The organism is Solilutibacter silvestris, assembly GCF_002895945.1.
GTDB classification, from domain to species: Bacteria; Pseudomonadota; Gammaproteobacteria; order Xanthomonadales; family Xanthomonadaceae; genus Solilutibacter; species Solilutibacter silvestris.
In genome coordinates this window covers 1,501,861-1,527,715 of record NZ_NPZB01000001.1, presented here as the reverse complement: position 1 = coordinate 1,527,715, position 25,855 = coordinate 1,501,861, and the positions used below count along the sequence as shown (strand labels likewise).

General features: G+C 56.1%; 28 protein-coding genes and 1 tRNA gene. 22 read left to right on the top strand and 7 right to left on the bottom strand.

Annotated elements, in window-relative coordinates:
* Window positions 1-1,220 precede the first annotated feature (1,220 nt).
* The 10 genes from Lysil_RS07020 (at window position 1,221) to Lysil_RS06985 (ending at window position 10,195) form a co-directional block, all read left to right on the top strand.
* Window positions 1,221-1,655 (top strand): hypothetical protein, encoded by a 435-nt coding sequence (locus Lysil_RS07020; protein ID WP_103074770.1) that lies wholly within the window; start codon window positions 1,221-1,223, stop codon window positions 1,653-1,655.
* Between the two features lie 121 nt (window positions 1,656-1,776).
* On the top strand, window positions 1,777-2,052 hold the full coding sequence (locus Lysil_RS13175; protein ID WP_129588383.1) for a hypothetical protein: 276 nt from the start codon (window positions 1,777-1,779) through the stop codon (window positions 2,050-2,052).
* Between the two features lie 2,273 nt (window positions 2,053-4,325).
* Window positions 4,326-4,643, top strand: coding sequence for a hypothetical protein (locus tag Lysil_RS13170; RefSeq protein ID WP_129588382.1), 318 nt, complete (start codon window positions 4,326-4,328; stop codon window positions 4,641-4,643).
* Between the two features lie 119 nt (window positions 4,644-4,762).
* Entirely contained in the window at window positions 4,763-5,125 is a 363-nt protein-coding gene (locus Lysil_RS07010; protein WP_103074768.1) for a DUF7677 family protein, read from the top strand.
* Window positions 5,126-5,275: 150 nt separating this feature from the next.
* Window positions 5,276-5,605: a hypothetical protein gene (locus tag Lysil_RS07005; protein WP_103074767.1), complete on the top strand. Its 330-nt coding sequence runs from the start codon at window positions 5,276-5,278 to the stop codon at window positions 5,603-5,605.
* Between the two features lie 135 nt (window positions 5,606-5,740).
* A complete protein-coding gene (locus Lysil_RS13165) occupies window positions 5,741-6,004 on the top strand; it encodes a hypothetical protein (protein ID WP_129588381.1) in 264 nt (87 codons plus the stop codon).
* Window positions 6,005-6,881: 877 nt separating this feature from the next.
* Entirely contained in the window at window positions 6,882-7,343 is a 462-nt protein-coding gene (locus tag Lysil_RS13160) for a hypothetical protein (protein WP_129588380.1), read from the top strand.
* A gap of 119 nt (window positions 7,344-7,462) precedes the next feature.
* Window positions 7,463-7,849 carry a DUF4260 domain-containing protein gene (locus Lysil_RS06995; protein WP_240600212.1) on the top strand — a complete coding sequence of 129 codons (387 nt, stop codon included), beginning with the start codon at window positions 7,463-7,465 and terminating at the stop codon, window positions 7,847-7,849.
* Window positions 7,850-7,960: 111 nt separating this feature from the next.
* Window positions 7,961-8,410 (top strand): EamA family transporter, encoded by a 450-nt coding sequence (locus tag Lysil_RS06990; protein ID WP_103074765.1) that lies wholly within the window; start codon window positions 7,961-7,963, stop codon window positions 8,408-8,410.
* A gap of 1,134 nt (window positions 8,411-9,544) precedes the next feature.
* Window positions 9,545-10,195 (top strand): DUF2306 domain-containing protein, encoded by a 651-nt coding sequence (locus tag Lysil_RS06985; protein WP_103074764.1) that lies wholly within the window; start codon window positions 9,545-9,547, stop codon window positions 10,193-10,195.
* 105 nt (window positions 10,196-10,300) lie between these two features.
* On the opposite strand, the gene Lysil_RS06980 is transcribed toward Lysil_RS06985, so the two are convergent.
* Complete coding sequence (locus tag Lysil_RS06980) at window positions 10,301-10,597, bottom strand: type II toxin-antitoxin system RelE family toxin (protein ID WP_103074763.1); 297 nt, start codon at window positions 10,595-10,597, stop codon at window positions 10,301-10,303.
* A complete protein-coding gene (locus Lysil_RS06975) occupies window positions 10,587-10,835 on the bottom strand; it encodes a type II toxin-antitoxin system Phd/YefM family antitoxin (protein ID WP_103074762.1) in 249 nt (82 codons plus the stop codon). Before Lysil_RS06975 ends, Lysil_RS06980 begins: the two co-directional genes overlap by 11 nt.
* Before the next feature lie 577 nt (window positions 10,836-11,412).
* Here Lysil_RS06975 and Lysil_RS13155 point away from each other — a divergent pair.
* The 11 genes from Lysil_RS13155 (at window position 11,413) to Lysil_RS06925 (ending at window position 19,284) form a co-directional block, all read left to right on the top strand.
* The gene (locus Lysil_RS13155) at window positions 11,413-11,853 is read left to right on the top strand and encodes a hypothetical protein (RefSeq protein ID WP_129588379.1); all 441 of its coding nucleotides are present in this window, start codon (window positions 11,413-11,415) and stop codon (window positions 11,851-11,853) included.
* Between the two features lie 108 nt (window positions 11,854-11,961).
* Window positions 11,962-12,381: a hypothetical protein gene (locus Lysil_RS06970; RefSeq protein ID WP_103074761.1), complete on the top strand. Its 420-nt coding sequence runs from the start codon at window positions 11,962-11,964 to the stop codon at window positions 12,379-12,381.
* A 125-nt stretch (window positions 12,382-12,506) separates the two neighbouring features.
* Window positions 12,507-12,911 carry a VOC family protein gene (locus tag Lysil_RS06965; protein WP_103075040.1) on the top strand — a complete coding sequence of 135 codons (405 nt, stop codon included), beginning with the start codon at window positions 12,507-12,509 and terminating at the stop codon, window positions 12,909-12,911.
* 114 nt (window positions 12,912-13,025) lie between these two features.
* Window positions 13,026-13,361 (top strand): hypothetical protein, encoded by a 336-nt coding sequence (locus tag Lysil_RS06960; protein WP_103074760.1) that lies wholly within the window; start codon window positions 13,026-13,028, stop codon window positions 13,359-13,361.
* Window positions 13,362-15,209: 1,848 nt separating this feature from the next.
* Entirely contained in the window at window positions 15,210-15,608 is a 399-nt protein-coding gene (locus Lysil_RS06955) for a GNAT family N-acetyltransferase (RefSeq protein WP_103074759.1), read from the top strand.
* 261 nt (window positions 15,609-15,869) lie between these two features.
* Window positions 15,870-16,301, top strand: coding sequence for a hypothetical protein (locus Lysil_RS06950; RefSeq protein ID WP_129588378.1), 432 nt, complete (start codon window positions 15,870-15,872; stop codon window positions 16,299-16,301).
* A gap of 41 nt (window positions 16,302-16,342) precedes the next feature.
* A complete protein-coding gene (locus Lysil_RS06945; RefSeq protein WP_103074757.1) occupies window positions 16,343-16,867 on the top strand; it encodes a DUF1993 domain-containing protein in 525 nt (174 codons plus the stop codon).
* Window positions 16,864-17,217 carry an NIPSNAP family protein gene (locus tag Lysil_RS06940; protein ID WP_103074756.1) on the top strand — a complete coding sequence of 118 codons (354 nt, stop codon included), beginning with the start codon at window positions 16,864-16,866 and terminating at the stop codon, window positions 17,215-17,217. The genes Lysil_RS06945 and Lysil_RS06940 overlap by 4 nt, the downstream gene beginning before the upstream one ends.
* A gap of 84 nt (window positions 17,218-17,301) precedes the next feature.
* Complete coding sequence (locus tag Lysil_RS06935; RefSeq protein WP_205756876.1) at window positions 17,302-17,691, top strand: hypothetical protein; 390 nt, start codon at window positions 17,302-17,304, stop codon at window positions 17,689-17,691.
* Window positions 17,692-17,730: 39 nt separating this feature from the next.
* The gene (locus Lysil_RS06930) at window positions 17,731-18,039 is read left to right on the top strand and encodes an Mpo1-like protein (RefSeq protein WP_103074755.1); all 309 of its coding nucleotides are present in this window, start codon (window positions 17,731-17,733) and stop codon (window positions 18,037-18,039) included.
* Window positions 18,040-18,195: 156 nt separating this feature from the next.
* Window positions 18,196-19,284, top strand: a complete 1,089-nt coding sequence (locus Lysil_RS06925) for a DUF1615 domain-containing protein (RefSeq protein ID WP_103074754.1) — start codon at window positions 18,196-18,198, stop codon at window positions 19,282-19,284.
* Here Lysil_RS06925 and Lysil_RS06920 read toward each other — a convergent pair.
* From Lysil_RS06920 to Lysil_RS06900, 5 genes are all read right to left on the bottom strand, one after another.
* On the bottom strand, window positions 19,248-20,855 hold the full coding sequence (locus Lysil_RS06920) for a serine hydrolase (protein WP_240600209.1): 1,608 nt from the start codon (window positions 20,853-20,855) through the stop codon (window positions 19,248-19,250). The genes Lysil_RS06925 and Lysil_RS06920 overlap by 37 nt on opposite strands.
* Before the next feature lie 61 nt (window positions 20,856-20,916).
* Complete coding sequence (locus tag Lysil_RS06915) at window positions 20,917-22,599, bottom strand: type IV secretory system conjugative DNA transfer family protein (RefSeq protein ID WP_103074753.1); 1,683 nt, start codon at window positions 22,597-22,599, stop codon at window positions 20,917-20,919.
* 132 nt (window positions 22,600-22,731) lie between these two features.
* Window positions 22,732-22,807: transfer RNA gene (locus Lysil_RS06910), tRNA-Ala, on the bottom strand.
* 45 nt (window positions 22,808-22,852) lie between these two features.
* Window positions 22,853-24,100, bottom strand: a complete 1,248-nt coding sequence (locus tag Lysil_RS06905; protein WP_103074752.1) for a dicarboxylate/amino acid:cation symporter — start codon at window positions 24,098-24,100, stop codon at window positions 22,853-22,855.
* Window positions 24,097-24,873, bottom strand: coding sequence for a L,D-transpeptidase family protein (locus tag Lysil_RS06900; protein WP_103074751.1), 777 nt, complete (start codon window positions 24,871-24,873; stop codon window positions 24,097-24,099). Before Lysil_RS06900 ends, Lysil_RS06905 begins: the two co-directional genes overlap by 4 nt.
* 68 nt (window positions 24,874-24,941) lie before the next feature.
* On the opposite strand from Lysil_RS06900, the gene nfi reads away from it, so the two are divergent.
* A complete protein-coding gene (nfi, locus tag Lysil_RS06895) occupies window positions 24,942-25,631 on the top strand; it encodes a deoxyribonuclease V (RefSeq protein ID WP_103074750.1) in 690 nt (229 codons plus the stop codon).
* Window positions 25,632-25,855: the final 224 nt, after the last annotated feature.

The following is a 25,855-nucleotide window of genomic DNA, read 5'->3' as shown; positions in this document are numbered from 1 at the left end:
TACCACGCCGTCTGCGCCACTGCGCGTTGCGGCTTAACTCAGGTGTTAGGGCGCATGGAAACCATTTATTGCCCCGTGTGTGAAAAGCGAATCAAGACCAGGCTCTGGGACTTCCTGCCTGGACTCAGGCTCGCACGCGAATTGTTCTGGTGCCGTATCTGTCAGAACTGGTTTCGTTTTTCTAACCGCTCCGTTACCTCTGCCACTATTGCATCCGTCATCTCAATAGCCGTTTCCGTCACATTGGTGTGGCTTTATTTCGTACTCTCCGGCACAAGGCACATCTATGGCTGGCGGGCCACGGCCACAATTCTCGCAATTCCCGTCCTCACCAATCTCGTATCTGGACTAGCTCTTCGTAAATCCGCGGAGCTTGTTGGCCCCATAGACCATTCGCCCTAACTAATCGTTCAAGCCGACGCCGCTTCGTGGCACGGTTTTGGGCTTTACGCTACGCTAGCCCAAAACCGCACCACTCTCGGCGCGGCTTAACTCTGGTGTTAGGGACTCACGATGAAAACCTTCGCGATCAAGCAACCATTATCAAACCAGAACAATTTTGTTTCCCTATGATCAAGTACTTTGCAATCGGTATTGTCGTCTTTTTTCTTTCATATGCGGGACAGAGCATATTTCGCAGCCACTACTGCGCCCCTCCTAAGGTCGCCGATTTTCAGCAGACGTATCAAGTAACTGGAATCTATAGGTATGAGGACCACGGAAAATATGGATCTGCGACTTGGATTGGGGACCAGCGGGTATTTTGTTCGATAACTTTCGGCGGAGTCGGGTCTTGTGTTTATTTTTTGCCCCGACAGGATGGACTGACAATGACGGCAAGATTTACTCGAGTTAACAGCGGATACATTGATAAGGTCCCATTGGCGCTTACTATTGCTAATGGTGAAAGCACTCTATTTGGTCGAACTCCAGAAGATTACATACATGCTTGGGATAAAGAGGGCCATTTTTTTAGCCTTTATTTTTCTATCGTGTTTGGCCTAATGGCAATGCTGCTTTTCCGCATTCTGACGACTTTGTCTTTGTAATGCCATATACAAAGTCGGCTTGGTCCTATTCAGGAAATGGCTGATCGTGAGCCCTAACTATTCGTTCAAGCCGACCCCGCTTCGTGGCATCGTCCGCGTGCCTACGCTACGCTAGCACGCGTCCGCCGCCACTGCGCGTTGCGGCTTAACTCAGGTGTTAGGCGTCACAAGATGATTTCTATCGAATTTGAACCACAAAACTCATATACCTGTGAATGTTGCGGGAAAGAAACCATCCGTTTGACGCGATTCGTGACAGATGATGGAAATGCTCTTGCTGTGTATTACTTGCAATACACTCCAAGTCATCCTGATCACCAAATGGTCGGCCTAATTGGACTCGGCTCATGGGGCGACAAATCCACTCCTGAAGATCGTCTAGCCTTTCCCTTTCGCCTTTGGGAAACAGGCGACAATTTCAACGTTGGCCTTATGGACGCAGATGAATCGCCGTGGGCGGATACGACGTACTTAGGCCGACTATTAAACCGTGGAGAAGCCCTAGCCCATCATTGGAAAGACCAAGTCTTTCATATAACTGACCATATTGTCCAAGATGACCCAGAGGTCATAGCCTACTTTTCAAGTGGCCAGCGTGACGCCTAACTAATCGTTCAAGCCGACGCCGCTTCGTGGCACGGTTTTTGGCTTTGCGCTACGCTAGCCCAAAACCGCACCACTCTCGGCGCGGCTTAACTCTGGTGTTAGCGCTCAATGGAGGGAGATCATGGAAAAAAGCACTCGCACACGATCTGCAATTTGGTTTTGGCTCCCAGCAATACTCTCCGTTGGGTCGCTTGTGGATTTTATTTGGTATGGCCACCATATCTACAATTTATTGGAAGCAGTTGGTTTTGGACTAATGGCTTTCGCTACGTACCGCAATGCCCCACTCAACCTAAAAGAGGCCACAACTGAAAATTCTTACTTGTTTTGGATTTCGGTTACTGGATTAGTCGTGGCTATTTGTGGGATGTTGGTCAAATACACCATCAAAATATGAGGCTAAGTACTTCTAAGCCATTGATCGCTAACTATTCGTTCAAGCCGACACCGCTTCGTGGCTTGCCAGCGTGGTACGCTCACGCTACCACGCCGCCCGCGCCACTGCGCGTTGCGGCTTAACTCAGGTGTTAGTTTGTGCGTTCGGTAGTTGTGTTGGCTTTAAAGGCAAAGCTGCAGGGGCAATCTGGCCCACTCTCGGCGTCGGGCATGGCTTTGGGAAGTCTGTCGCTTCTTTTCCCATTTCCCTCCGCCCCGCGCCGTGCTCGTCAGGCTGCGCGCGGCGCGGCGTCTTTTTGCGCCCGGGCGTTCCAGGCGCCGCACAATCTAACAGCTCATTCAAGCCGACGCCGCTTCGTGGCACGGATTTGGGCTTTGCGCTACGCTAGCCCAAATCCGCACCACTCTCGGCGCGGCTTAATTCGGGTGTTAGGCCTTCCATTCGGTATTAGTTTCGCGCTCCAAAAGACAATCTGCCATTTGACTATGTGTTGCATCGCACCAAAGGGGCAAAAGCGTTTCGCTCACCAACGCTTGCACGGCCACTCCAAACCTCCAGAACTCCAAGGAACCTTCGGGTACGCCCCGCCCGCCCAGAGCCGCGCAAGCTCGCATCAGGCAGTTCTCCCAAGCGGTAGGCAATCGGTGTGAGAAATGCTTCTTCGATGCGAGCAAAAGCAAATACATCGCCCTATCGAGCATTCCGGCAGCCCAATTTTGGCTAAAGCGCTTCCAGGCTCACTAGCAGCCCAGAGAAATGCCTAACTGTTCGTTCAAGCCGACACCGCTTCGTGGCTTGCCAGCGTGGTACGCTCACGCTACCACGCCGTCCGCGCCACTGCGCGTTGCGGCTTAACTCAGGTGTTAGGCGTTCCATTCGTAGGTTATTTCGCGCTCCATTAAAGAGCTTCAAGTTGGCCATTTCTTGGTCGTGACCCAAGATCAAAAAAACAATCTCGCTCGGGAACGCTTGCACGGCCATTCCGAGCCCTTGTGGCGCCCAAGAACCTTCGGGAGCGCCCTGCCTGTCCATGGCCGTGCAAGCTTACATCTGGAAGCCCTTCCAATAGAATGACGGCTCAGTTCTATACTCTGCCCAAAGGCAACTGCAAAAACCGTCACCCCATATAGAATCTTGCCGTCGGCCAATCTTTTTTAAAGGCACCTACTTGGCTAACACGTCCCAAAGAGAAACGCCTAACTGTTCGTTCAAGCCGACACCGCTTCGTGGCTTGCCAGCGTGGTACGCTGACGCTACCACGCCGTCTACGCCACTGCGCGTTGCGGCTTAACTCAGGTGTTAGGGCCAAGTCAACAGGAGTTTCCAGCGTGAAGTTTATAAGCTTACTATTTACCACTCTATTTCTTCTTGGGTGCACTAAAACCCCGCAATCCGATAAGATTAAGGAATTACTTCCAGGTCAATGGTCCGGAGTGATTGATACCAACGGAGCACACCTAGTAGGCAGTAGAATTTTCAAGACTGATGGTATCGTCGAAGAAACCGTCAAAATCATTCAGGGCCAAAATGTCTCGGAAGTAGTAACAGTCGGCACTTGGAGAGTCGAGGGCGATACAGTCGTAACCACATGCACAAGCTCAAATTCTCCTAAATTTGTTCCCGTTGGCGATGTTAGTCGGGACAAAGTAATCTCCATAGATCATTCGCAGCTTTCCACCGTAGACAAAGATGGCACTGCTTTGACAGAACATCGCGTTCCATAGTCCTGGCCCTAACTAGTCGTTCAAGCCGACGCCGCTTCATGGCACAGTTTTGGGCTTTGCGCTACGCTAGCCCAAAACCGCACCACTCTCGGCGCGGCTTAACTCTGGTGTTATGCGGCACCGGAACGAGAATTCTAGGCACTGCATTTGTTGGTCGACCGTCAGGAAAAGCCGACCTTTGCCTGAAAAGCCTGAATCGCAAAGGGCAGCTTTCCCAAGTGACTGAATGCTCGACGACATGCTAGAAAAGCGCTGCAGGGATCGCGCAGCAGATGCTCGCATCTGTCGCGCGGCCCCAAAGCGCTTTTCCGACCGTGTCCGCTGGCGTTTTTTGCCAGTGGGCATGGCGCCAGGCGCGTCAGCGCCGCCGTGGCATGGCGTCGATGCAACCAAAGGAACGACCAGAAACTTATGCTCAGCATGGTCGCCGGTGTCGCATAACTAGTCGTTCAAGCCGACACTGCTTCGTGGCTTGTCTGCGTGGTACGCTGACGCTACCACGCCGCCCGCGCCACTGCGCATTGCGGCTTAACTCTGGTGTTAGTCCGCATGATGAAATTATTTCGCTATCTCGTTTTTACAGCTACTCTCGCTTCCTGCGCCCATACTCCGTCGCAGGACTCCCATCTGGTCGAGGGCAAAAATGGTCCCGTAGACTGCTCTCACTCTGCCTTGTCTAAACTCGATGCCGACGCACACGCTGCAAATGCTAAAACCGCCGAGGCTCAGAAACGCTATCAGTCCGACAAATCCGAGGCTAACTTGGATGCGTTTAATGCAGCCGCAGTCTATGCTGCAAAAAACGTCGCCAATTTCGCTCAGGCAATGGTTGATTGCAAAAAAGTAGAATCACAGCATGCGGTCTAACAGCTCGTTCAAGCCGACACCGCTTCGTGGCTTGCCAGCGTGGTACGCTCACGCTACCACGCTGTCCGCGCCACTGCGCGCTGCGGCTTAACTCAGGTGTTAGGCTACGGACTACTAAAATGTCGCATCCGAAGAAACTTAGTCCCGCATTTTCTGGTGCGCTCAGAACGTTCAGTTTCTGGGTCGCCAATGGCTCTCTCGGTTTCCCACTCCTTGAAAACGTTGAATACCGAGATGTAATGGTTGAAGAACCAAGCATGCTCGAAATTGCTTATGCAATTTTCGCAAATGTAATTGAGTTTGACGAATCTGGCGCCCCAGTCAATGCCAAATACGCTGAATTTCGATCCGCTCAATACATTCGTCAATACTGTGATTCTTCGTATCAGGCCACTCCACCATTTGAAGCGTGGGAGCAAGAATTGTATGAACCACCTCCTCGCAATGATCCAAAGCCTTGGCCTCCTAGTTCCATAGCCTAACTAATCGTTCAAGCCGACGCCGCTTCGTGGCACAGTTTTGGGCTTTGCGCTACGCTAGCCCAAAACCGCACCACTCTCGGCGCGGCTTAACTCTGGTGTTAGGGCGCAATGATGAGATATATCCCATCTGGATATTCAGAAACCGGCGACATGTTTGCCGCATTGATGGTCGATGCACCGGAATTTTCCATGCATGGACAATCCATTGAAGAAGCTTTTGAGGCAGTTCAGCTTGGAATTGATTCCGTCGTCAATAAGTCAAAGAGCAAAGCAGCCATAAAATCACTTCAATTTTGTAAAGAACAACTCAAAGAAATCGAGCATATCTTCTTGGAAAACTCAAAGAAGAATGACCCTGAAGTTAGAAAAGCGACAAGGCACCGACTTCAGCGACTCTACTATGAACATTTTCGGGAAATTGGCCCAATGCTAAAGCCCGGCTTTAGATTTGAAGACATAGGGCCAGATGACGACGTGTAAGGTCATTGCGCCCTAACTAATCGTTCAAGCCGACACCGCTTCGTGGCACGGTTTTGGGCTTTCAGCTACGCTAGCCCAAAACCGCGTCACTCTCGGCGCGGCTTAACTCAGGTGTTAGACCGCACAAGGAACCCCATGGATATCCAACAAGCATTAATGACCTTTATTACATCCCTCCTTGCAGGAGGCGCTGTATGGGTGATTGCGAGGATCGCGGGCGATAAGCAAATCAGAATTACATTTGTTGTGGCACTAGCTGCTGCAGTCACCTTGGCAAATTTAATTAACTCGTACTTCCAATTCTCCGGATGGAAGCATTACGCCATTCTCGGCGCAGTGCTTCTTCTTTGCTCATTGGTAGAGCAGCGTTTGTTCAGCCCTAAGCGCACTGGACAATAATTTAACGCCTGAACCCGGGAGGTTCTTCGTGTCAAATGATCCTCGATACTGGTTCCCTACCAAGCGTTACGGGTGGGGTTGGGGCCTCCCCATCGCTTGGCAAGGCTGGGTTGTTCTCGCACTCTTCATTGCCAGCGCACTCATAGGCAGTTACTACATCCAACCACATCGCAACCATGCCATTTTTGCCGTCTTCATCATCTGTCTAATTGGGTTGTTAACATTTGTTATGTGGTTAAAGGGCGAACCGCCTAGCTGGCACTGGGGCAATCGCGAATAAGGATAGAGGCAATCGAGTGCGGTCTAACTAGTCGTTCAAGCCGACGCCGCTTCGTGGCACGGTTTTGGGCTTTGCGCTACGCTAGCCCAAAACCGCTCCACTCTCGGCGCGGCTTAACTCTGGTGTTAGGCATCACTCCAAATGTCTCGACTGATTTCACAAGATGAAGCAATACTGATCGAGCGAGTGCTCGCAATCGGGGCAAATGGCCGATCTTGCCGTCCTCAATAGCTTCCATTCCCACGTTACAAGTTACCGACACCTGCAAGTGCGGCTGCGCCACCGTATGGTTCGGCCCCAATGGAGCCGCCACGACCGGGCATAACCTTGCAGAGGCCATTGCCTCGATCAACAACGAAACCGTAAACGTGATCGTTTGGTCGCAAGGGGAAACCATTGTTGGCCTGGAAATTGTCGGATACGGGCAAACCGGACTTCCCGACATCCTCTCCGTAAAGCCCTACTGCGATGCCTAACTAATCGTTCAAGCCGACACTGCTTCGTGGCTTGCCAGCGTGGTACGCTCACGCTACCACGCCATCCGCGCCACTGCGCGTTGCGGCTTAACTCAGGTGTTAGGGCGCTATGGAGACAGCCATGCAGTTGAAACCGCGCACATGGACGAATCAGCTAAGACTTCTTGGTTTAGCAATTATCGTTGCCGCCGGACTGACCCTTCAGAAGCATTCGATTGCCGGCTGGGTATGTGTGGCACTGCTTGCCATTCTCTTTATCGCCGTTGTTCTTAATGCCGTATTGCCGGGAAGCAGTTATCTCCGCCTAGAACCAAGTGGCATGACAATCCGTAGCGCCTATAGAGACCATCGATATAGCTGGACGGACATCTCGGAATTCTTCGTCGTTCCAATTGGCGGGCGCCAAATGGTTTGCTGGCACTATTCGCCGTCTTACAAAGGCCAGAAAGCCCTTCGCGCATTATCAAAGAATGTCACAGGCGTAGATGCAGGCCTGCCGGACACTTATGGCTACTCGGCGACTGATCTCGCCCAGCTCCTCAATCAGTGGCGGGTTCAGTATGGCGGTGCGCGCCCTAACTAATCGTTCAAGCCGACGCCACTTCGTGGCACGCTTTTGGGCTTTGCGCTACGCTAGCCCAAAACCGCACCACTCTCGGCGCGGCTTAACTCTGGTGTTAGGTGCTACTAAGGAACCTTCAAGTGTCTGGAGAAACAACAGGCGGCATCAAAACCACACTAAGGATCGAGGGCTTTCTCGTGTTTCTGTGCTGTGTCATCGCGTACCAGCATATCGATGCCAGTTGGGCAATCTATGCCATCTTCTTCTTGGCGCCAGATCTATCCTTCTTCGGTTACCTTTTGGGTCCAAAAATTGGTGCAATTGCATACAATTCCGCTCATTCCTATATCGGACCACTTATTGCCTTGATTGCTAGCTTGACGCCAGGCTTGCATAGCGCGTTACTCGTGGCACTCATCTGGGCCTCGCATGTCGGATTTGATCGCATGCTCGGCTATGGGCTGAAATACAGCGCCGGGTTCGGCTTCACGCATTTAGGCAAAATCGGCAAAGCGCGTAGCACCTAACTAATCGTTCAAGCCGACACCGCTTCGTGGCTTGCCGGCGTGGTACGCTCACGCTACCACGCCGTCCGCGCCACTGCGCGTTGCGGCTTAACTCAGGTGTTAGGTCCCGCTATGACGCTTCCTACCGGTTGGATTCTCTGGGCGCTCCTGTCAGCCTGCTTCGCAGCACTCACTGCCATCTTTGCCAAAATTGGCATTCGGGGCGTCGACTCAGATCTAGCAACACTCATTCGAACGTTTATCATCATTCTCGTGCTTGCCCCTTTCGTGTGGCTGACCGGGAAATGGAGCAATCCGCTATCACTTTCTGGGAAAACTCTTTTGTTCCTGGCGTTGTCGGCACTTGCTACGGGCGCATCTTGGGCCTGCTATTTCCGCGCCTTGCAAATCGGCCAAGCATCTCAGGTAGCCCCTATCGATAAGCTCAGCGTTGTATTGGTGGCCATATTCGCATTTGCGTTCCTAAAGGAGCGTCCATCCGCCCAAGAGTGGGCTGGAATCGCCATGGTTGCAGGCGGCGTCCTCCTACTCGCTTTGCACAAAACACCGGGCGGGACCTAACTAATCGTTCAAGCCGACACCGCTTCGTGGCTTGCCAGCGTGGTACGCTCACGCTACCACGCCGACTGCGCCACTGCGCGTTACGGCTTAACTCAGGTGTTAGGCTTCTGATATGATTCTTCGATACTTATTTGTTTTGGCGTTATCACTATTCACTCTTAACGCGGCCGCGGGAAAAGCGCGCCATAGTGCCGCCTCAAAGCCGACTCTGCCAAAAACAGAAGCCGCGTGCCTTGCTAAAGGTGGGGAATGGATTTTCGCCGGACCTCAAAACGCTTTTAAGTATTGCTCCCTGCAAACTAACGACGGAGGAAAAGCGTGCAAAACGTCTCGCCAGTGTCAAAGCAAATGCGTAGAGGAGAAAACCGGAAACATGTGCGCTGATCACTTTGACGGCTGTTTTGCACCTACCAAGCATGGGACTGTTACGCAGTGCGTTAACTAGCCAAGCCTCAGAAGCCTAACTAATCGTTCAAGCCGACGCCGCTTCGTGGCACGGTTTTGGGCTTTGCGCTACGCTAGCCCAAAACCGCACCACTCTCGGCGCGGCTTAACTCTGGTGTTAGGTGTGCCGTGGATATTAAAATCCTTCTTGTCAAAAGCTTGGCGGTCTTTGGCCTAACACTTGGGTTATTGGGATGCGGCCAGAAGTCTCAACCGATCCAGAGGATGGATGCATATTTTCAGCCATTCTTGCCCACACCAATCGTAAGAAAAACAGAATCCTCCATGCGATCATCGGCATTAAATGAACTTCATACTCAAGATCAAAGTGTAATTTCCAAAACAATCTCTGCCATCAGTATTAATTGCAAGAAATCGCCTCGAAATGAAGATGATATGGACCTCAGAGTTCTTATCTACTTCTCATCAAGTGCAGGAAAGCGGACATGGAAAGCATCTAACTTCGACTACTTCGATAGCGAAATAGGAAAGGTCTGCATAATTTCGGAAAGCACAAAGTCGTCAATTGAGAAAATCTTAATGCCACCCGGACACACCTAACTAATCGTTCAAGCCGACGCCGCTTCGTGGCACGGTTTTGGGCATTGCGCTACGCTAGCCCAAAACCGCACCACTCTCGGCGCGGCTTAACTCTGGTGTTAGGCGCTTCTTCGCATTAGGGAAAATGCAATGTCCTCTGCTCATCTCATCAACTTGGCAATTCACATTACTGCTGGGACGATTGCCCTCGTAATTGGTTTTTCTATTCTTGGCAGATCCAAGGGGACTTCGAACCATCGCTATTGGGGCCGGATTTTCTGCTATTTCACCCTAATTGTGTGCGTCTCTGCTGCTATTGGCACGCTGTTCTTTAGATTCATACCAGTGTTCGCCATTCTTAGTGTCTTGGTGCCTTATCAACTGATTAGCGGCTGGCGATCCATCTACACAAAAGACCAGGGTCCAGCCAAAATAGACGCGATTTTGACGTTGTTCGCCACTGTTCTCTTGATTGCCTTAATTCCCGCAGTACTCGCGCATGCGGAGGGTTCAGTTGTGGTGTATTCGTCATTAGGTGCTCTAGCCACCATCTTGCTTTATGACACAATTAGGTGGTTGTTTCCGCGTCGCTGGTATCGCTCGCTTTGGAAATATGAGCACACCTACAAGCTAATCGCCTCAATCTTCGCAATGCTCTCAGCGCTGGTTGGCAACGTTGTCCGCTTCGGACAACCGTGGTCCCAAATCTTGCCATCCGTAGTTGGCATCATTGTGATTGCCTATTATTTCATTAGGCTGCACCAAAAAGACAGCCGCTTGCTTGTTGGAGCACGCGCCTAACTAATCGTTCAAGCCGACACCGCTTCGTGGCTCGCCAGCGTGGTACGCTCACGCTACCACGCCGTCTGCGCCACTCCGCGTTGCGGCTTAACTCAGGTGTTAGGCTTATTGGTCGGACTTAACGCGAGCTAGTGCAACTTCATAAACAGCGTTCTTGTCCCGCTTCCCGACCGCTATTACGGTAACGGTCACAACTTTGTCGGACACCGAGTAAACCAGGCGATAGCCGGACGATCGAAGTTTGATCTTGTAAAGATCTTTCGCACCGTGAAGGGCTGAGGATGGAACACGCGGCCTCTCCAAGCGCTCGCCTAGCTTTTGCTTGAACTGCTCTCTTACCGTCGCCCCAAGTTTGCGCCACTCCTTGAGGGCCGATTCCTTAAACTCGAGCTTATAGGTCATTGAGAGAGACCTTGATGGACCTCTCCTTTTGACGCTTCTTCACTATCTCGACCAGCTCAAGGTCGTCGATCATTTCGACTAAAGCTTCATAGGCATCAGCCGGAACACAATAGAACGCGGGCTCGTTGCGGTTAAGTACCACAATCGGCATTCCGTTGCCGCTGGCCACCACCTTCATGGGATTCGCTTTTAGCTCGGAAATGCTTGCGGCCATCTCACTGAGGACTTGGTGCGGCACGTTTGGACTCCCGGCAGAATGAGACCATTTTATAGACCATTTAACAGGTCTTGTCAATAAGCCTAACTAATCGTTCAAGCCGACACCGCTTCGTGGCACGGTTTTGGGCTTTGCGCTACGCTAGCCCAAAAACCGCACCACTCTCGGCGCGGCTTAACTCTGGTGTTAGGCCCTTCTCATGGCAATATTCCGCAAACTTGCTCGCTCCAGATTCATTACATGGAGCTCAAGATCTCTGATTGGGCATATTGTCCTATTTGAAATTAGCTTCAGTGTCCCACTCTGCACCCTCTATTTGCTCTTGGAATTAAGCGACTCCGGCCGCGTCGAACCCGATAGAGCGATCCAAATCATTGGAATTTCGGTTCTAGTTGGAGCTTGTCTTGCAGTTTTCTTCTGGTTTTTCCTCACTCGTGCACTACTAAGTGCGTTGAAAGGTGAAAAACCGCAGTAAAGTACGAATGGCCTAACTAATCGTTCAAGCCGACGCCGCTTCGTGGCACGGTTTTGGGCTTTGCGCTACGCTAGCCCAAAACCGCACCACTCACGGCGCGGCTTAACTCAGGTGTTAGCGCTTATGGATGACCTTTACGCCGCCCCAAAAGCAGCTGGCCCATTGCAAACAAGCAATAAATCCTTGCTAGTTAAAGCTTTGGCACTACCCTGCTTAATGGTATTCGCAGTCATTTGCTTCAACTTTGCACTCTATATTCCCTACGTCGCCCCGGCAGTTCATGCCTCGAAAGGTTTCGTCCTTGCATATCTCATTTCGGTAGAGTCCGTCGCAGCTGCTGCTGCCAGCCTTCCACCCGCTTGGTTCATATCCCGGATTTATACCAAGCGGCCTTTACTGATTGGGGCGATCGTCGGGCTTTCTGTTGCGATTTGGAATCACTTCGTTTTCCCCATCCAGCCCGTTAGCACAGGATTGGCACTGCTTGTCATCGTAAGAACTGCTGGAATCACATTATTCACCGCAGTATTTTCCGAGCTCTTAAGCCGTCGCCATAAGCTCTAACTATTCGTTCAAGTTGACGCCGCTTCGTGGCGCCGTCTTTTTGTGGTAGCGTCTACCACAACGCGGCGCCACTGCGCGTCGCAACTTAACTCAGGTGTTAGCGCGCACATGAAAACGTTCATCGCGTTCCTTCTTCTAGCCATTCCTTCTCTGGGGCTCACCCAAGAGGCCGATCGCTGCCCTATTCTTCCGGACAGCTCGGGAGTCGAATGGTCCTATCAGGAAGGGCCTGACTTCGACCTATGCTACGCCATGGATGCAAAGTCAAAGAAAGACCTTTTCGGGGTCTACACCGGGTTTTTCCCAAGCTTCAAGCCAGAGACATCATCTCCGATTGGCGAGGGAATCGTCGCTGGCCAGAAAATTCAGTGGTATCCGGCGTCTGGAGAGCATGCCGAGCAGTTCTCGAAGCAAACCGTCCTCCACGTCGATGGAAAGATATTGATGCATGTCTGGATATCCGCAGACAATGAAGCAGATGCCAAGCTTGCCCAAGAAGTCCTCAGCAAAATGAAGTTCAGGCCATAGCAAGTGCGCTCTAACTGTTCGTTCAAGCCGACACCGCTTCGTGGCTTGCCAGCGTGGTACGCTCACGCTACCACGCCATCTGCGCCACTGCGCGTTGCGGCTTAACTCAGGTGTTAGGCTTCACCATGGCAGATCTTGGACTGACCCACATAGCACTTCCAGTTCGCTCTCTTGAAGCGAGCATCGCTTTTTATCGCCTTTATGCGTCCATGGATGTTGTCCACCGCCGCACCGGAACTGTTTGGTTATGCGACCACACCAGACCGTTTGTTATCGTGCTTATTGAAACACCCTTGAATACACCAATCTATCCTTTGGTACCGACGGCTCATCTAGGAGTAGCAGTCGAATCTGAACACGAGGTCGATCGTTTGTGTGCCATTGCTTTGGACAATAGGTGCTTATTACGTTCCGCAGAGCAATCTGGCCCACCGGTCGGATATTGGGCGCTTATCAGTGACCCTGATGGTCATACCTTGGAAATTGCGTTTGGCCAATATGTTGGTCTCACAGTCGCTGGTGTGGCCTAACTAATCGTTCAAGCCGACGCCGCTTCGTGGCACGGTTTTGGGCTTTGCGCTACGCTAGCCCAAATCCGCACCACTCTCGGCGCGGCTTAACTCTGGTGTTAGGCATCACTCCAAATGTCTCGACTGATTTCACAAGATGAAGCAATACTGATCGAGCGAGTGCTCGCGATCGGGGCAAATGGGCCGATCTTGCCGTCCTCAATAGCTTCCATTCCCACGTTACAAGTTACCGACACCTGCAAGTGCGGCTGCGCCACCGTATGGTTCGGTCCCAATGGAGCCGCCACGACAGGGCATAACCTTGCAGAGGTCATTGCTTTGATCAACAACGAAACCGTAAACGTGATCGTTTGGTCGCAAGGGGAAACCATTGTTGGCCTGGAAATTGTCGGATACGGGCAAACCGGACTTCCCGACTTCCTCTCGGTAAAGCCCTACTGCGATGCCTAACTAATCGTTCAAGCCGACACCGCTTCGTGGCACGGTTTTGGGCTTTGCGCTACGCTAGCCCAAAACCGCACCACTCTCGGCGCGGCTTAACTCTGGTGTTAGGCGTTACTACAAACAACTTTGCACCTAGAAAAGGCCACGGCCCGCGCGATGAATAGACGGCTTCTCTACGGTTATTTATTGGCACTTATAGTTGCCATATTCACTGTTGCACTTGGACGTGGAGCCTTCCGACCCCTAAACGGCGCCCAAGTAATGACAACCATGTCAGCAATTGGAGTTCTGTGGATACCGTCTACTTACCTTCTCGCAAGCGGTGCAAGTCGTTCACTAGGCGCATTTAGAAAATCTCTTGGGTACTTGACTGCAGTAGCCACTCTCTTTCTGGGGCTGGGATCGGTTCTAATTCTCGTACTCTTCCTTGCCGGAAAAGCAAAGCTCGGTTAACGCCTAACTAATCGTTCAAGTCGACACCGCTTCGTGGCTTGCCAGCGTGGTACGCTCACGCTACCACGCCGTCCGCGCCACTACGCGTTGCGGCTTAACTCAGGTGTTAGCACTCGCATTTCTCATCTGGCGCAGATCGGCGAAAGCGTTTGGTTCTCGCAAAAGCCATCGCCCTTACCATCAGCCCGCCGGCGCTCGTTCTCCAACTGCCCCGCGTGTCGGACAGTGCCCTCGCCTTCGGTCGCAAAAGCCTTGGCGCTGCCTGTCCAAGTGCTCTGCCCAAAGCCCGCTCCGGCTAACATCCTTCGGCGGTTACCCGGTAACCAGGCTCCGGGCAATCCGCCCGCGCGCTAACTGCTCATTCAAGCCGACACCGCTTCGCGGCGTCGGTTCGGCACTGTGATATGTTGCACCAATCCGCCGCCGCAAATCAGTGCGGCTTAATTCGGGTGTTAGGTGCTATCGGGGAGCGTCATGGAAAATCTTTCATTCAAATGGAGTCGCTTCCTGCCTTTCGCTTGCCTATTGTTGGCAGCCTCAGGATCAAGCGGAGCACGCGACACCCCTCAAAAGGCAACAATAGCGGTTGTTGGGGACGCTGATCATCTCAATGTCGGCCAGGACGGCTTTTGTGGAAAACGCACAGTCATTGACAGCCCCAGCAATGTTTCCTTTGAGGTTCCAGCCGGAAAGAGGACTTGGATCTATATAAGATCCAAATTCCGAACCACAGCCGTAACAAGTACGTGCGAAGCGGATTTTTCGTTTATTCCTGAATCGGGTTTACTGCACATCATTCGGTTCACATTTCCGAACGACAAATGCTATTTGGAAGTATTCCGAAATCCGCCCGGACAAATACCTGCGCGCATTCCCGTTGAACCTTCGCCCGCGAAGGCGTGCATTATGGGTGGCAAATAGTTTCGCCGAGTAGCACCTAACTAATCGTTCAAGCCGACACCGCTTCGTGGCTTGCCAGCGTGGTACGCTCACGCTCCCACGCCGTCTGCGCCACTACGCGTTGCGGCTTAACTCAGTTGTTATGCCTCAGCTTTCGCAGGGTTTGTGCTGAGTTCTCGGCGCAAGCGGCACGCTTCTCGCTCTTGCTCCAAAAGCTCGTTGCCGGTAGTTCGCTTCAGTCAGGTCCAATGCGCGCAGCACCGCTTTGCAGTTCAAGCCATCGGCTGATTGCTCCTTGGCCTTTCAACGGCCACCAAGGGCGCGGTAACGGGTCAACCCCAGCAGCGCCCTCGCCCGCGCTGTCGCCTTTGGTGGCTCTTGATCTTCCTGGCCTCGGGACCATACTCCGCCTGGCCTGCGAGCTCCGCCTGGCCTGGCTTCGGTCCACCCTGAACCGTATCGCCTTCGTAGTGCCCGGCTTCCTGGCGGTCCAGTGCCGAACTGGACATATATAATCTTCAACATCCTGCTCAAAAAAGCGCGCGCTTGATAACCCTGAAGGCAAACTGGAGCTGCGCCATTGTTGGCGACAAACACCACTTCCTGGTCAAGGCCCTTCGCAACAAAATCATCATTGGCCGTGCCCACGGTTGGTTTGCGCCAAACGCTGCTTTTGTCCTTGAGAAGATCGAGCTGTCCCATCGATACCGTTCACGTGGTTATGGGACCGCTATTGTCGAAGAGTTGCGTTTGAAGGCACGGGCGAATGGTTGTTCGACGTTCGTTTTTTCCGGTGTCCGTCCGGATAATTCCCGAGCAATCAAACTGTACGAGTCATTCAATGCCGTCCCCTCCGGAAATCCCGGTGACACGCTGGATTACGTGATCACCCCCCCTTGAATTGATGGAAACAGACTTTCCAGATGGTGGCCGCGATGAGTTCTGTAGTCGCATTCAGGCGGTCCGCGACCGACCCGGCCTCGCAGTACGACAGCTGAGCAGCACGCCATGTCGCCCATTATTGTGTCCCCGGCCAGCGCCTGCGGGTTCCGCGGTCGGGGCGCGACGAAGTCCATGCTCCGTCGGTATTGCGAGTCCCCAGTCGCCTCCCGTTTTTGGCCGGGTGCCAAACTGTCCGTGGATTCCCCATAGAATATCGACATGAAAACAATCCTCTCCTCCTTCATCGGTCTCCTGCTTCTCCTGCTGCCGCTTTCGGGTATCGCGCAGGACACTCCCAAGTCAACCGGAATCATTGTCGAGCGAACGTTTTGGGTGAAACCCGGGAAGGAACGGCAATTCGCCACGCTATTCGACCGTACCCAGTTGCCGCGGTTGAAAGCGCTCCTCGGAGAACACCAGATCGCATCCTTCAGCACTGCGTCACCGCTGTTGCACACCAGCAACGAGCAGTGGGCATTCCGTGTCAAGATCAAATGGAGCAGTTGGGAAGCATTTGCGAAGGACGCATCCTCGCATGCCGACCAGAAGGTCGGCTCGACGCAATCGTATGAGCAGGCCTTGTTCGGTGATCTGGTCGCGGATCGCAAGGACACGGTGATCCAGGAAGACCTCTACGGCACCAGCAACTGACGCACCCTGCTGCTTCTCCCGACACAACCCAGGAGTCTTCCATGTCCAACGAACGAATTGATGAGCTGAAGCGCATTTTCATCACCCGGCTCGACGCGCTCGACCACATTCTGTCGGTCGGCGAGAAACACTTCCCGGACATGGGGCGCATGCTGCAGGAACGCCTCGTCGACGACATGTTCCCGCTCGGCACCCAGATCGCCTTCGCCTGCAACCAACCACGAGGATTCTCGCAATGGTGCGCCGGGCAACCCATCGACAACTTCGGCCGCGACGTCACGACGATGGAAATGGCGCGCTCGCATCTCCGTGACACCAAGGCGCGCGTTGCCGCGATCTCCGTTGACGATACCAAGCTCGATGACATCAAGCGCATTGGCCTCGGCCCCGGCCTGTATTGCGAATTGCCCGGTCACCGCTATGTCAGCGACTATCTGACACCGAACCTGTATTTCCACATCACCACGGCCTACGCGATTCTTCGGCACCACGGCGCACCAGTCGGCAAAACCGATTTCATGATGTTCCTGGCACCGTACGTCCGCGAGGAAGAACCGTCCGCGTGAGGCTGGTCGAAATCCGCAACTACAAACTCAAGCCCGGGAGCGCGGAGACGTTCGTCGCCGCGTTTCGCGAAGCATTGCCGCTGGTACGAGCGAGCGGAATGGATGTAGTCGCGTTCGGACGATCCGACCACGAACATGAAAGCTATTACCTGATCCGCGCCTATGGCGATCGCGTGCAACTGGAGCAGCAACAGGACGCGTTCTATTCATCGGATGCATGGCAAAAAGGCCCACGGGAAACGTTGGTCGGCTGTCTTGACGACTATCTCAATACCCTGTTGTGGATGACCGAAACGAGCATCGAAGATATTCGCGCACGCAACGGAATCGCCGGAATCGATGCCGGATGACCGCACGATTTCGGCACGCGCTGACGGGGAACTCGTGATGCATGCCGAATCGTGCCTGTGTGGCGCCATCATCTCTCGTTTTTCATGACGTCGATGCGAGCATTCATCGGTTACTTCGCGCGCCTGTCGGCAGGGAAGATCGCGCTCTGGTGCTATCTGTGCTGGTACCTGGCGACGGTCGCGGCGAATTTTGATCCGTCACCGTCCATCTGGCTGAGTTCATTGGGAATCAGCGGGATCATCGGCATCGCCCTGCTGCTCAGCGTGTCCGGCACACCTGATCGTTGGCAGACCCTGCGTCTGTTCATGATGCCATTCTGCGTGTCGAGCTTTTCCTCGCTGATCAAGGGCAAGAACTATGTCCTGGTCTTCCCGCCGACACTTCGCGAGAACCTGCTGCCCATCGCCTGCTGTGCCGCATTCCTGCTGTTCACTGCGATCGCCAATAAAGCGCGCATACTGCCGCGAAGTTAGCCGGTTGCGGCAGCGGGCCATTCCGACGCGAAGGGATCCATGGAAACACGACGCTATCGCTCGTTGCGCGAGTTCTACCCGTTCTATCTGTCGCAGCACCAGAACTGCATCTGCCGGCGCCTGCACTTTTTCGGCACATCGATCGCGATCGCCCTGATCCTGTATGCGCTGGCGAGTGGTCGCTACTGGTTCCTGCTGTTGGCATTGGTGCAGGGATACGCGTGGGCTTGGATCGGCCATTTCTTCTTCGAGCACAACCGCCCCGCCACGTTCAAGCATCCGTTGCTGAGCTTCGCGGGCGACTGGAAACTGTGGCTGGACATGTTGGCCGGGCGAATCCGTTGGTGATCGGTTCGCCCGAATCGTAGACGGCGCCTGAACACGAATTCGCAAAGTCCCGTCCGGCACTTCCGCGACCCCCATTGCGGCTGGCTACACTCGCGCGAATTCCCGACGCCACCCATCGTGCCTGCCAACCCGCTCCGCCCTCTTCCGTCGCCAGGATTGACGCGCATCGTCGCGCTGGGCGTGGTGATCGCGTTGATCGCTGCCTGCTCATCGGAAACACCGGTGCGTCGCGAACGGACGCCCGAGGATGTACGTGCAATGTTGCGTCGGTTGATCCCTTCATCGGTGCAGGATCGCGCCGGTTGGGCTGCGGATCTCCAGGCCGCATACCAAGTGTTGGGCGTGCCGCCAAGCAATGACAACCTGTGCGCATCGCTGGCGGTGATCGAACAGGAATCCGGATACAAGGTCGATCCACCAGTACCGGGCCTCGGCAAGATCGCGCGTGATGAAATCGATCGCCGCGCCGGCAAGCTCGGCATTCCCAGTCTGGTGGTGAGTGGTGCGCTGCTGGTGAAGTCGTCTGATGGACGCAGTTATGCCGACCGCATCGACAACGCGCACACGGAAGGCGAACTCAGTCGCATCTACGAGGATCTGGTCGAACGCGTGCCGATGGGGCATCGACTGCTGACACGCGCCAATCCGGTGCACACCGCCGGGCCGATGCAGGTCAGCGTCGATTTCGCCGAACGCTTCTCCGCCAGCCACGCCTACCCGTACGCCAATCCCGACACGGTTCGCCATGAGCTTTTCACCCGTCGTGGTGGCGTGTATTACGGCGTCGCGCATCTATTCGTCTACCCCAATCACTACCCGCGGTTCATCTACCGGTTCGCCGATTTCAACGCAGGCCAATACGCCAGTCGCAACGCCGCGTTCCAGAATGCCGCCAGCATCGCGTCGGGCGTCAAGCTGGCACTGGATGGCGACCTCGTCACGCCGGACAAGGTCAGCGCGACCGAAACCGTGGCGCGTTCCCTGCGCGCCTCTCTCGGCATGGATGACGCAGCAATCCACGCTGCGTTGCAGGACAAGAGCAGCATCGATTTCGAGAGCACGCAGCTCTATCTGCGCATGTTCGCATTGGCCGAACAACGCGCTGGACATGCCTTGCCGCGCGCGATGATTCCGCAGATCAACCTGGTCGGGCCGAAGATCACGCGCAAGCTCACCACCGAGTGGTATGCCAACAGTGTCGAAAAACGTTATCGCTCGTGCATGGCGCGCGCCATCGGCGGCTGAGCCGGACACTTGGCGACGCGCTGGAACGCGAGATCCTCGTAATCGGAACTGAAGTCCCCTTGCGGATCGAGCTTCGACATCTTCAACGACGTCGAGCCTTTGCCATTGGCGAAATCAAGCCATGCATCGACATCGAGCGTGGGGTCGTCCCAATGCACCATCGGGCGTTTGCCGGCGATGTAGAGGCGACCGCTCATCTTCGGCGACTTCACTGCGGTGAAGCGCAAGCCGTCGCCATCCGGACAAATCATGGCATCGCCCAGCCATGGATCGCGATAGCGCCCCGGAATGATCGCGCGATCGTCACGGGTCGCCAGCCGATGTTGCGGCTCCTCCTTTGCCGGTTTCGCCGATGCCGCCGCCTTCGCCGCGAGTACATCCAGCGCATCGGCATAGTCGGTGACGGTCTTGCCGAGCAGCGGCGCGGTGATGTGCTTGACCAGCGTCTGGTTGAGCACCGTGCGTGCATCATCGGCATCGCCATTGATCAGGATGACGAAGCCCGTGCGTTTGTCCGGCAGCAGCGTCAGCGCCGAATACATGCCGGCCAGCGTGCCAGTGTGCGAGACCTTCCACACGCCATCGACATCGGTCATGCGCCAACCGTAGCCATAGGCAAACATGTGGCTGTTGTCCCATTCGCGCATCAACGATGACACCGGCATGATCGTCTGCGGTGCCCATGCCGCGCGCCGCTGCACATCCGACAGCCACGGCTTGCCGTCCACCAATCCGATATGTTGCGGATCGAGCCACATCGATGCCCACTTCAGCATGTCATCGAGGCTGCAACGCACGCCGCCGGCGGCTGCCATCGGCACCTCGGGAATCTCGGCATCGTCCTGGCGCACCGGCACGTTGTGGCCATCGTTGCGCGCATGCGGTTGTGCGACATTGCCGACTGCATCGCGATTCCAGGCACCAATCCGGCAACGCTGGAGTCCAAGCGGATGGAACACTTCGCGTCGCAACAATGCCTCGTAGGGTGCTCCGCCCGCCTTCGCCGCAACCTCGCCCGCGACGATATACAGCGTGTTGTCGTAGGCATAACGCGAACGGAAACTGTAGACCGGCTTGAGATACCGCAGACCGTGGATCACGTCGGCACGCGTGAACAGATTGGGATCGGGCCACAGCATCAGGTCGCCGGCACCGGCCGGCAATCCGCTGTTGTGGATCAGCAGATCACGCACCTGCATGTTGCGCGTCACCCAGGGGTCGTGCATCTGGAAATCCGGGAGATATTTGATCACCGGATCGTCCCACTTGAGTTTGCCTTGATCGACCAGACGCGCCAGCAGAGCCGCAGTCATCGCCTTGCTGTTCGACGCGATCTTGAACAGCGTCTGCGTATCGATGCGCTGGCCGCTGCCAACGATGCGTTCGCCTTCGGCGCGTGCGTACACCACCTTGCCGTCCTCGATCACCCCCAGCGCCAGCCCCGGCAGGTGATAGCGCGCAACCGTGGCATCGAATGCGGCATCGAAGAACTTGCGGTCGCCGTCATCCGCCGCATCAGCCATCGCCGGCATCAGCGCGACCATCAGGATCAATGGAACCAATCGTCTCATCACCATGCCAACCTCCGGGAATCCACGGAGTCTAGCGGGATCGCGCCACGACGTGGAACGCCTACACCTGCAACATCGGCACCTCGGCCTTGGGCAACAACCGTTCCTTGAAGTGGCTGTCCTCGTAATAACGGATCTTCTCCGCCATCACCGGGCTGGACAACCCTTCGTAGAAGACGATTTCCTTGCGATCGCTCATCGCCTTCAGCTCCTGCGGCAGCATCAACGCGCGCTTCTCCTCCACCTCGCTGTAGCTGACGCTGCCTTGCTGACCGTGCGAGGTGCTGCGGTTGCGCTTGCGGATGGTGGTGGTGCCGAGCATCTCGGAATAATCGTTGGCGTCCTGTTGCTCACGCGGCGCGTAGACGATCTGCAAGGCGTGATTGGTGATGATGGTGCGCGAGATATCCTTGCCATAGGTGGCATCGAGCTGCGCCATGCTCTGGATGATCGGCAGCAGGCGGATGTTGTAACCGGCCATGTAGCTCACCGCACTGGCGATAATCTCGACCTTGCCGATGCTGGTGAATTCGTCCATCAGCAACAGGCACTGGTGCTTCAACGCCTTGTTGTTCTGCGGCAGTTCCTTGGTGTTGACGTTGATGAGCTGACTGAAGAACAGATTGACGATCAGGCGCGCCTCGGCCAGCTTGTTGGGCTGGATGCCGATGTAGATGGTCATGCGTTTGCGACGCACATCGGTGAGCCAGAAATCATTGGCGCTGGTGGCGGCATCGAGCACCGGGTTGATCCACGGATTCAACGGTTCCTTGAAGGTGCCGAGGATCGATGCGAAGGTTTCGTTGGCTTGCGACAACAGATTGTTGAAGGCCGTGCGCGCATGCGACCGCACGAATGAACGCCCCGAAATGCCCTGCAGATAGGTCCGCAGGTCGCTGCCATCGCCGGACGACAGGCGATAGACCGCGCCCAGCGTCGGGAACTGCACCGCTTCGGCTGGAATACCCTGCGCCAATTGATCGTCGAAGTTGTCGAACAGGTACAGCGCGAACGCCATGAAGGCATTTCGCGCCTGGCTCACCCAGAATTTCTGTTCGTCGCTGGTGTCGGGATAGAGCATCGCGGCGATGCTCTGCAGGTCGGAGATGCGGAACGCCGGATCCTGCGAGACATAGCTCAGCGGATTCCAGCGATGGCTGCGCCGGTCTTCCGCGAACGGGTTGAACAGGAACACTTCCTGCCCCTGCGACTTGCGCCAACCGGAAGTGAGTTCGTAGTTCTCCTGCTTGATGTCGAGCACCACCACTGATTCCTGGTACTCGAGCAGGTTGGGAATCACCACGCCCACGCCCTTGCCGGAACGCGTCGGCGCGGCGAGGATCACGAATTGCTGGCCGGCCAGCTTCAACAGCTTGCCCTTGAACTTGCCGATCACCACGCCGTTTGGCTTGTCGTCGAACAATCCCTTCGCGCCAACGTCGCCGCCACTCGCAAAACGGGCATCCCCATGTAGCGCCTTGCGTTGCGGCTTCAACGCCAGGAACAGCAGCACGATCCACGCCAGCAACGGAATCCCGAACCCGAGGATGCCGCCGGTCTTGATCTTCCACCCATACGCCTGGAACCGCGGCTCCGGCAGATGCTTCAGATACTCGAGATAAACGAATGGCTTGTGGCTGGCGACGCCCAGCAACATCTTCGTGAACATCCCCGAGAGCCATAGCCCCGCCACCGCTGCCAACACCAGGCAGGCCAACACGAATACGATCTTCCCCGCTTTCATCCAGCTCCCCTGTCACCAATCCGGCCCATTACCATAGTGTGCCAGCAGTCACTTTTTTTCGCAGCTGGCAAAAACAGGCAGCCACGAAAAAGGCCGGACCCTGAGATCCAGCCTTCTTCAACTCTCTGAATTTGGTGGAGCCAGGGAGGATCGAACTCCCGACCTCGTCATTGCGAACGACGCGCTCTCCCAGCTGAGCTATGGCCCCATGCGGCCTGCACAGGATAGCGTGGCGATGACCCGGCTGCCAACCCTAGTCAGCATTCACGACATCATCCCGCTCGCCGCGGGCCGCGACATTCTCCGCTGCAAGGTCACCGGTGACGTTGCCGAGCGTGGCGAAGACATCGGGAATGGTGTCGAGCGCCATCAGCACGCCCAGCGGCTCCACCGGCAAGCCCAGCGCCTGGGTGATCGGCAGGTTGGTGATCATGAAACTGGCCTGTCCCGGCAATCCGATCGAGCCGAGACTGACCACCACCGCCAGTGCGATCCCGACTGCCCATTGCAACACGGTGATGTCGACGCCGTGGACCCACGCGATGAACGCGGCCACCACCATGTACTGCACCGGGCTGGTGAGCCGGAACAGCGAGACCGCCATCGGCAGCACCAGCGACGGCACGCGGCGCGGATGACCCAACGTGCCGAGCGTGGCGTCGAGCATCGCCGGCAACGATGCCAGCGACGATTGCGTGCTCATCGCCACCGCCTGCGCCGGCACCGCAGCGCGCATGAAGCGCGACAACGGATCGCGGCCGGCCACCGCCACTACGGCGTACATCGTGATCGCCAACAGCAGGTAGAGACCGATCGCCGTCAGCAGGTACACCGCCAGCGCGGCCAGCATGTGCACGCCAGCGCGCGCGGTGACCGCGAACACCAGTGCGAATACCCCCAACGGCGCGACCACCAGCACCCAGCGCACGATCTGCGTCATCGCATCGGCGATGCCGTGCAGCAGGTCGAAGACGCGTTGCGCACGATCGTGGTCGATCTTGGTCAACGCGAAACCCAAGAACAACGAGAACACCACCAGCGGCAACATCGCGCCTTGCGCGGCGGCGTTCACCGCGTTGCTGGGAATGATGTTGCCCAGCCAGTCGGAGACGGCGGGGGTCTTCGGTACAGCGGCGGACGATGATGCCAGTGCCTGCGCCAGCTCGGGGTTGCGCGGGAACAGATGGAATACTGCCGGTGCCACCAATGCAGCAACCGTGGCAGCGAAGGCCAGCAACACGAAGAACACGATCAATGCGCGCCGCGCCATCCGTCCCGATGCGGCGGCATCGCGCGCGGTGCCGACACCCAATGTGACCAGCGCGCCAACCAGCGGCACCACAGTCATCTGCAATGCGTTGATCCACAACTTGCCGAACGGTTGCAGCACGTCGGCGACGGTCGCGGCCTGTTGCGGTGCGATCCAGGCGAAGATCAATCCGCTCGCGGCAGCGAGCACCAGCGCGATCAATACGCGCGCGGTGGCGGAGGTCGGGATCATGGTGTCGGCAGGTTCCAGTCGCGTTGCAGTCGATCGTATTCGGCTTTCGGGAGCAGCACGAATACCGGATGGTCGTCCTGCTTCAGCCACGCCAGCAGCGTGTCCATGGTGTCATACGCCATCGCCGTGCAGCCGGTGGTGGTCTGATCGGGTCGTCCCCACAGATGGGCGAAGATGCAGCTGCCACCATTCGCCGCGCCATCGGCGTTGTGCTCGATCACGAAACCTTCCTGATAGCGATGATCGTTGGCATTGAGGAGATCGAGACGCATGTGTTCGCTGGCGCCTTTCACCGCATCGGCGCCAACCTGTTGCGCATCGACGATCTTGTTGTACAGCGGCGATCCGGAGACATCGACGCAATAACTGCTTGCGCTCATCGGCAGGTATTGCAGCCCGGTCGCCAGCGATGTCGCCGCGCCGAATGCCGGGCCGATGGCGAACACACCGACGGGATTGCGACCGTCGCCTTCGCGCTTCTGCGGTCCATTGGCCTGCGCCGGACTGAGGCCGCGCCCCCATGCACTGCCGGAACGCCCCAGCACCACTGGCGATGCATCGCCGACCGCGATCCACGCCGCATCCGCGCCATCACGCCGATAGCGACGCAATGTCGCCTGCGTGGCGTTCCAATCGGGCGTCATCACCACGATCATCTGGCGCGCATCCTTCCACGCCGACGTGGTGGCCGCAGTGGATTTCGGCGCACTGGCGCATCCGCTGAACATTCCCGAAACAACAAGGCTGGCGGCAAGCAGGATCACTTTGTTCATCGCCGCAGCATACCCGCCATAACGCGGCTTGTGGCACCCTGAATTCTTTCCGCACATAGTGGCTCGGGATGTTGGCGATACCCGAATGGAACGGCGACGTGCAGGCCGCGCGCGAACTGCAACGCGAGCTGGCCAAAGGCGTGATCGTGCGCGACGACTTCCCGCGCCCGTTGCGCACGGTTGCCGGACTGGATGTCGGATTCGAGAAGGACGGCGCAATCACCCGCGCGGCGGCGGTATTGCTGGATGCCGATACGCTCGAGGTCATCGATCAACAGATCGTCAGGATTCCGACGCGGATGCCCTACATCCCCGGACTGCTGTCGTTCCGCGAATTGCCGGCACTGCTGCCGGCGCTGGAAGCGCTGGCGCGAACACCGGACTTGGTGATGATCGACGGACACGGCATCGCCCATCCGCGTCGCCTCGGGATCGCCGCACACTTCGGGGTGATCACCGGACTGCCGTCCATCGGCGTCGCCAAATCTGTATTGGTCGGCGCAGCGCGACCGCTGCACGACACCCGTGGTGCGCATACGCCACTGCGCGACAAGGGCGAACAGATCGGCTGGATCTTGCGGAGCAAACCGGGCTGCCTGCCGCTGATCGTCTCGCCCGGACATCGCGTGTCGATGGCCGCGGCGCCGGAACTGGTGATGCGCTTCGCTACCCACTATCGCTTGCCGGAACCGACCCGACTCGCCGACCGGCTGGCCTCGCGTCGCGACGAGCGGCGCCATCGCCCTGAAGCCGGGTGAACGTGCGGCCTCGTGCTTGGGACCGGCGCCGACGATGCCGCCTTCAGTTACATGAACAAAGATGGCCAGTCGCGGGCCATGCCCCTGCACACCGACACCGATCCGAAGTCGATCCGCGTCATCGATCACACTCCGTTTCTGCAAGCGGTCACGCGCAGTTCCCCGGCTCGCGCCACAGTTCGTCTCGACGCTTGAAACAAGGGCTTTTCCCACGATTGACATGA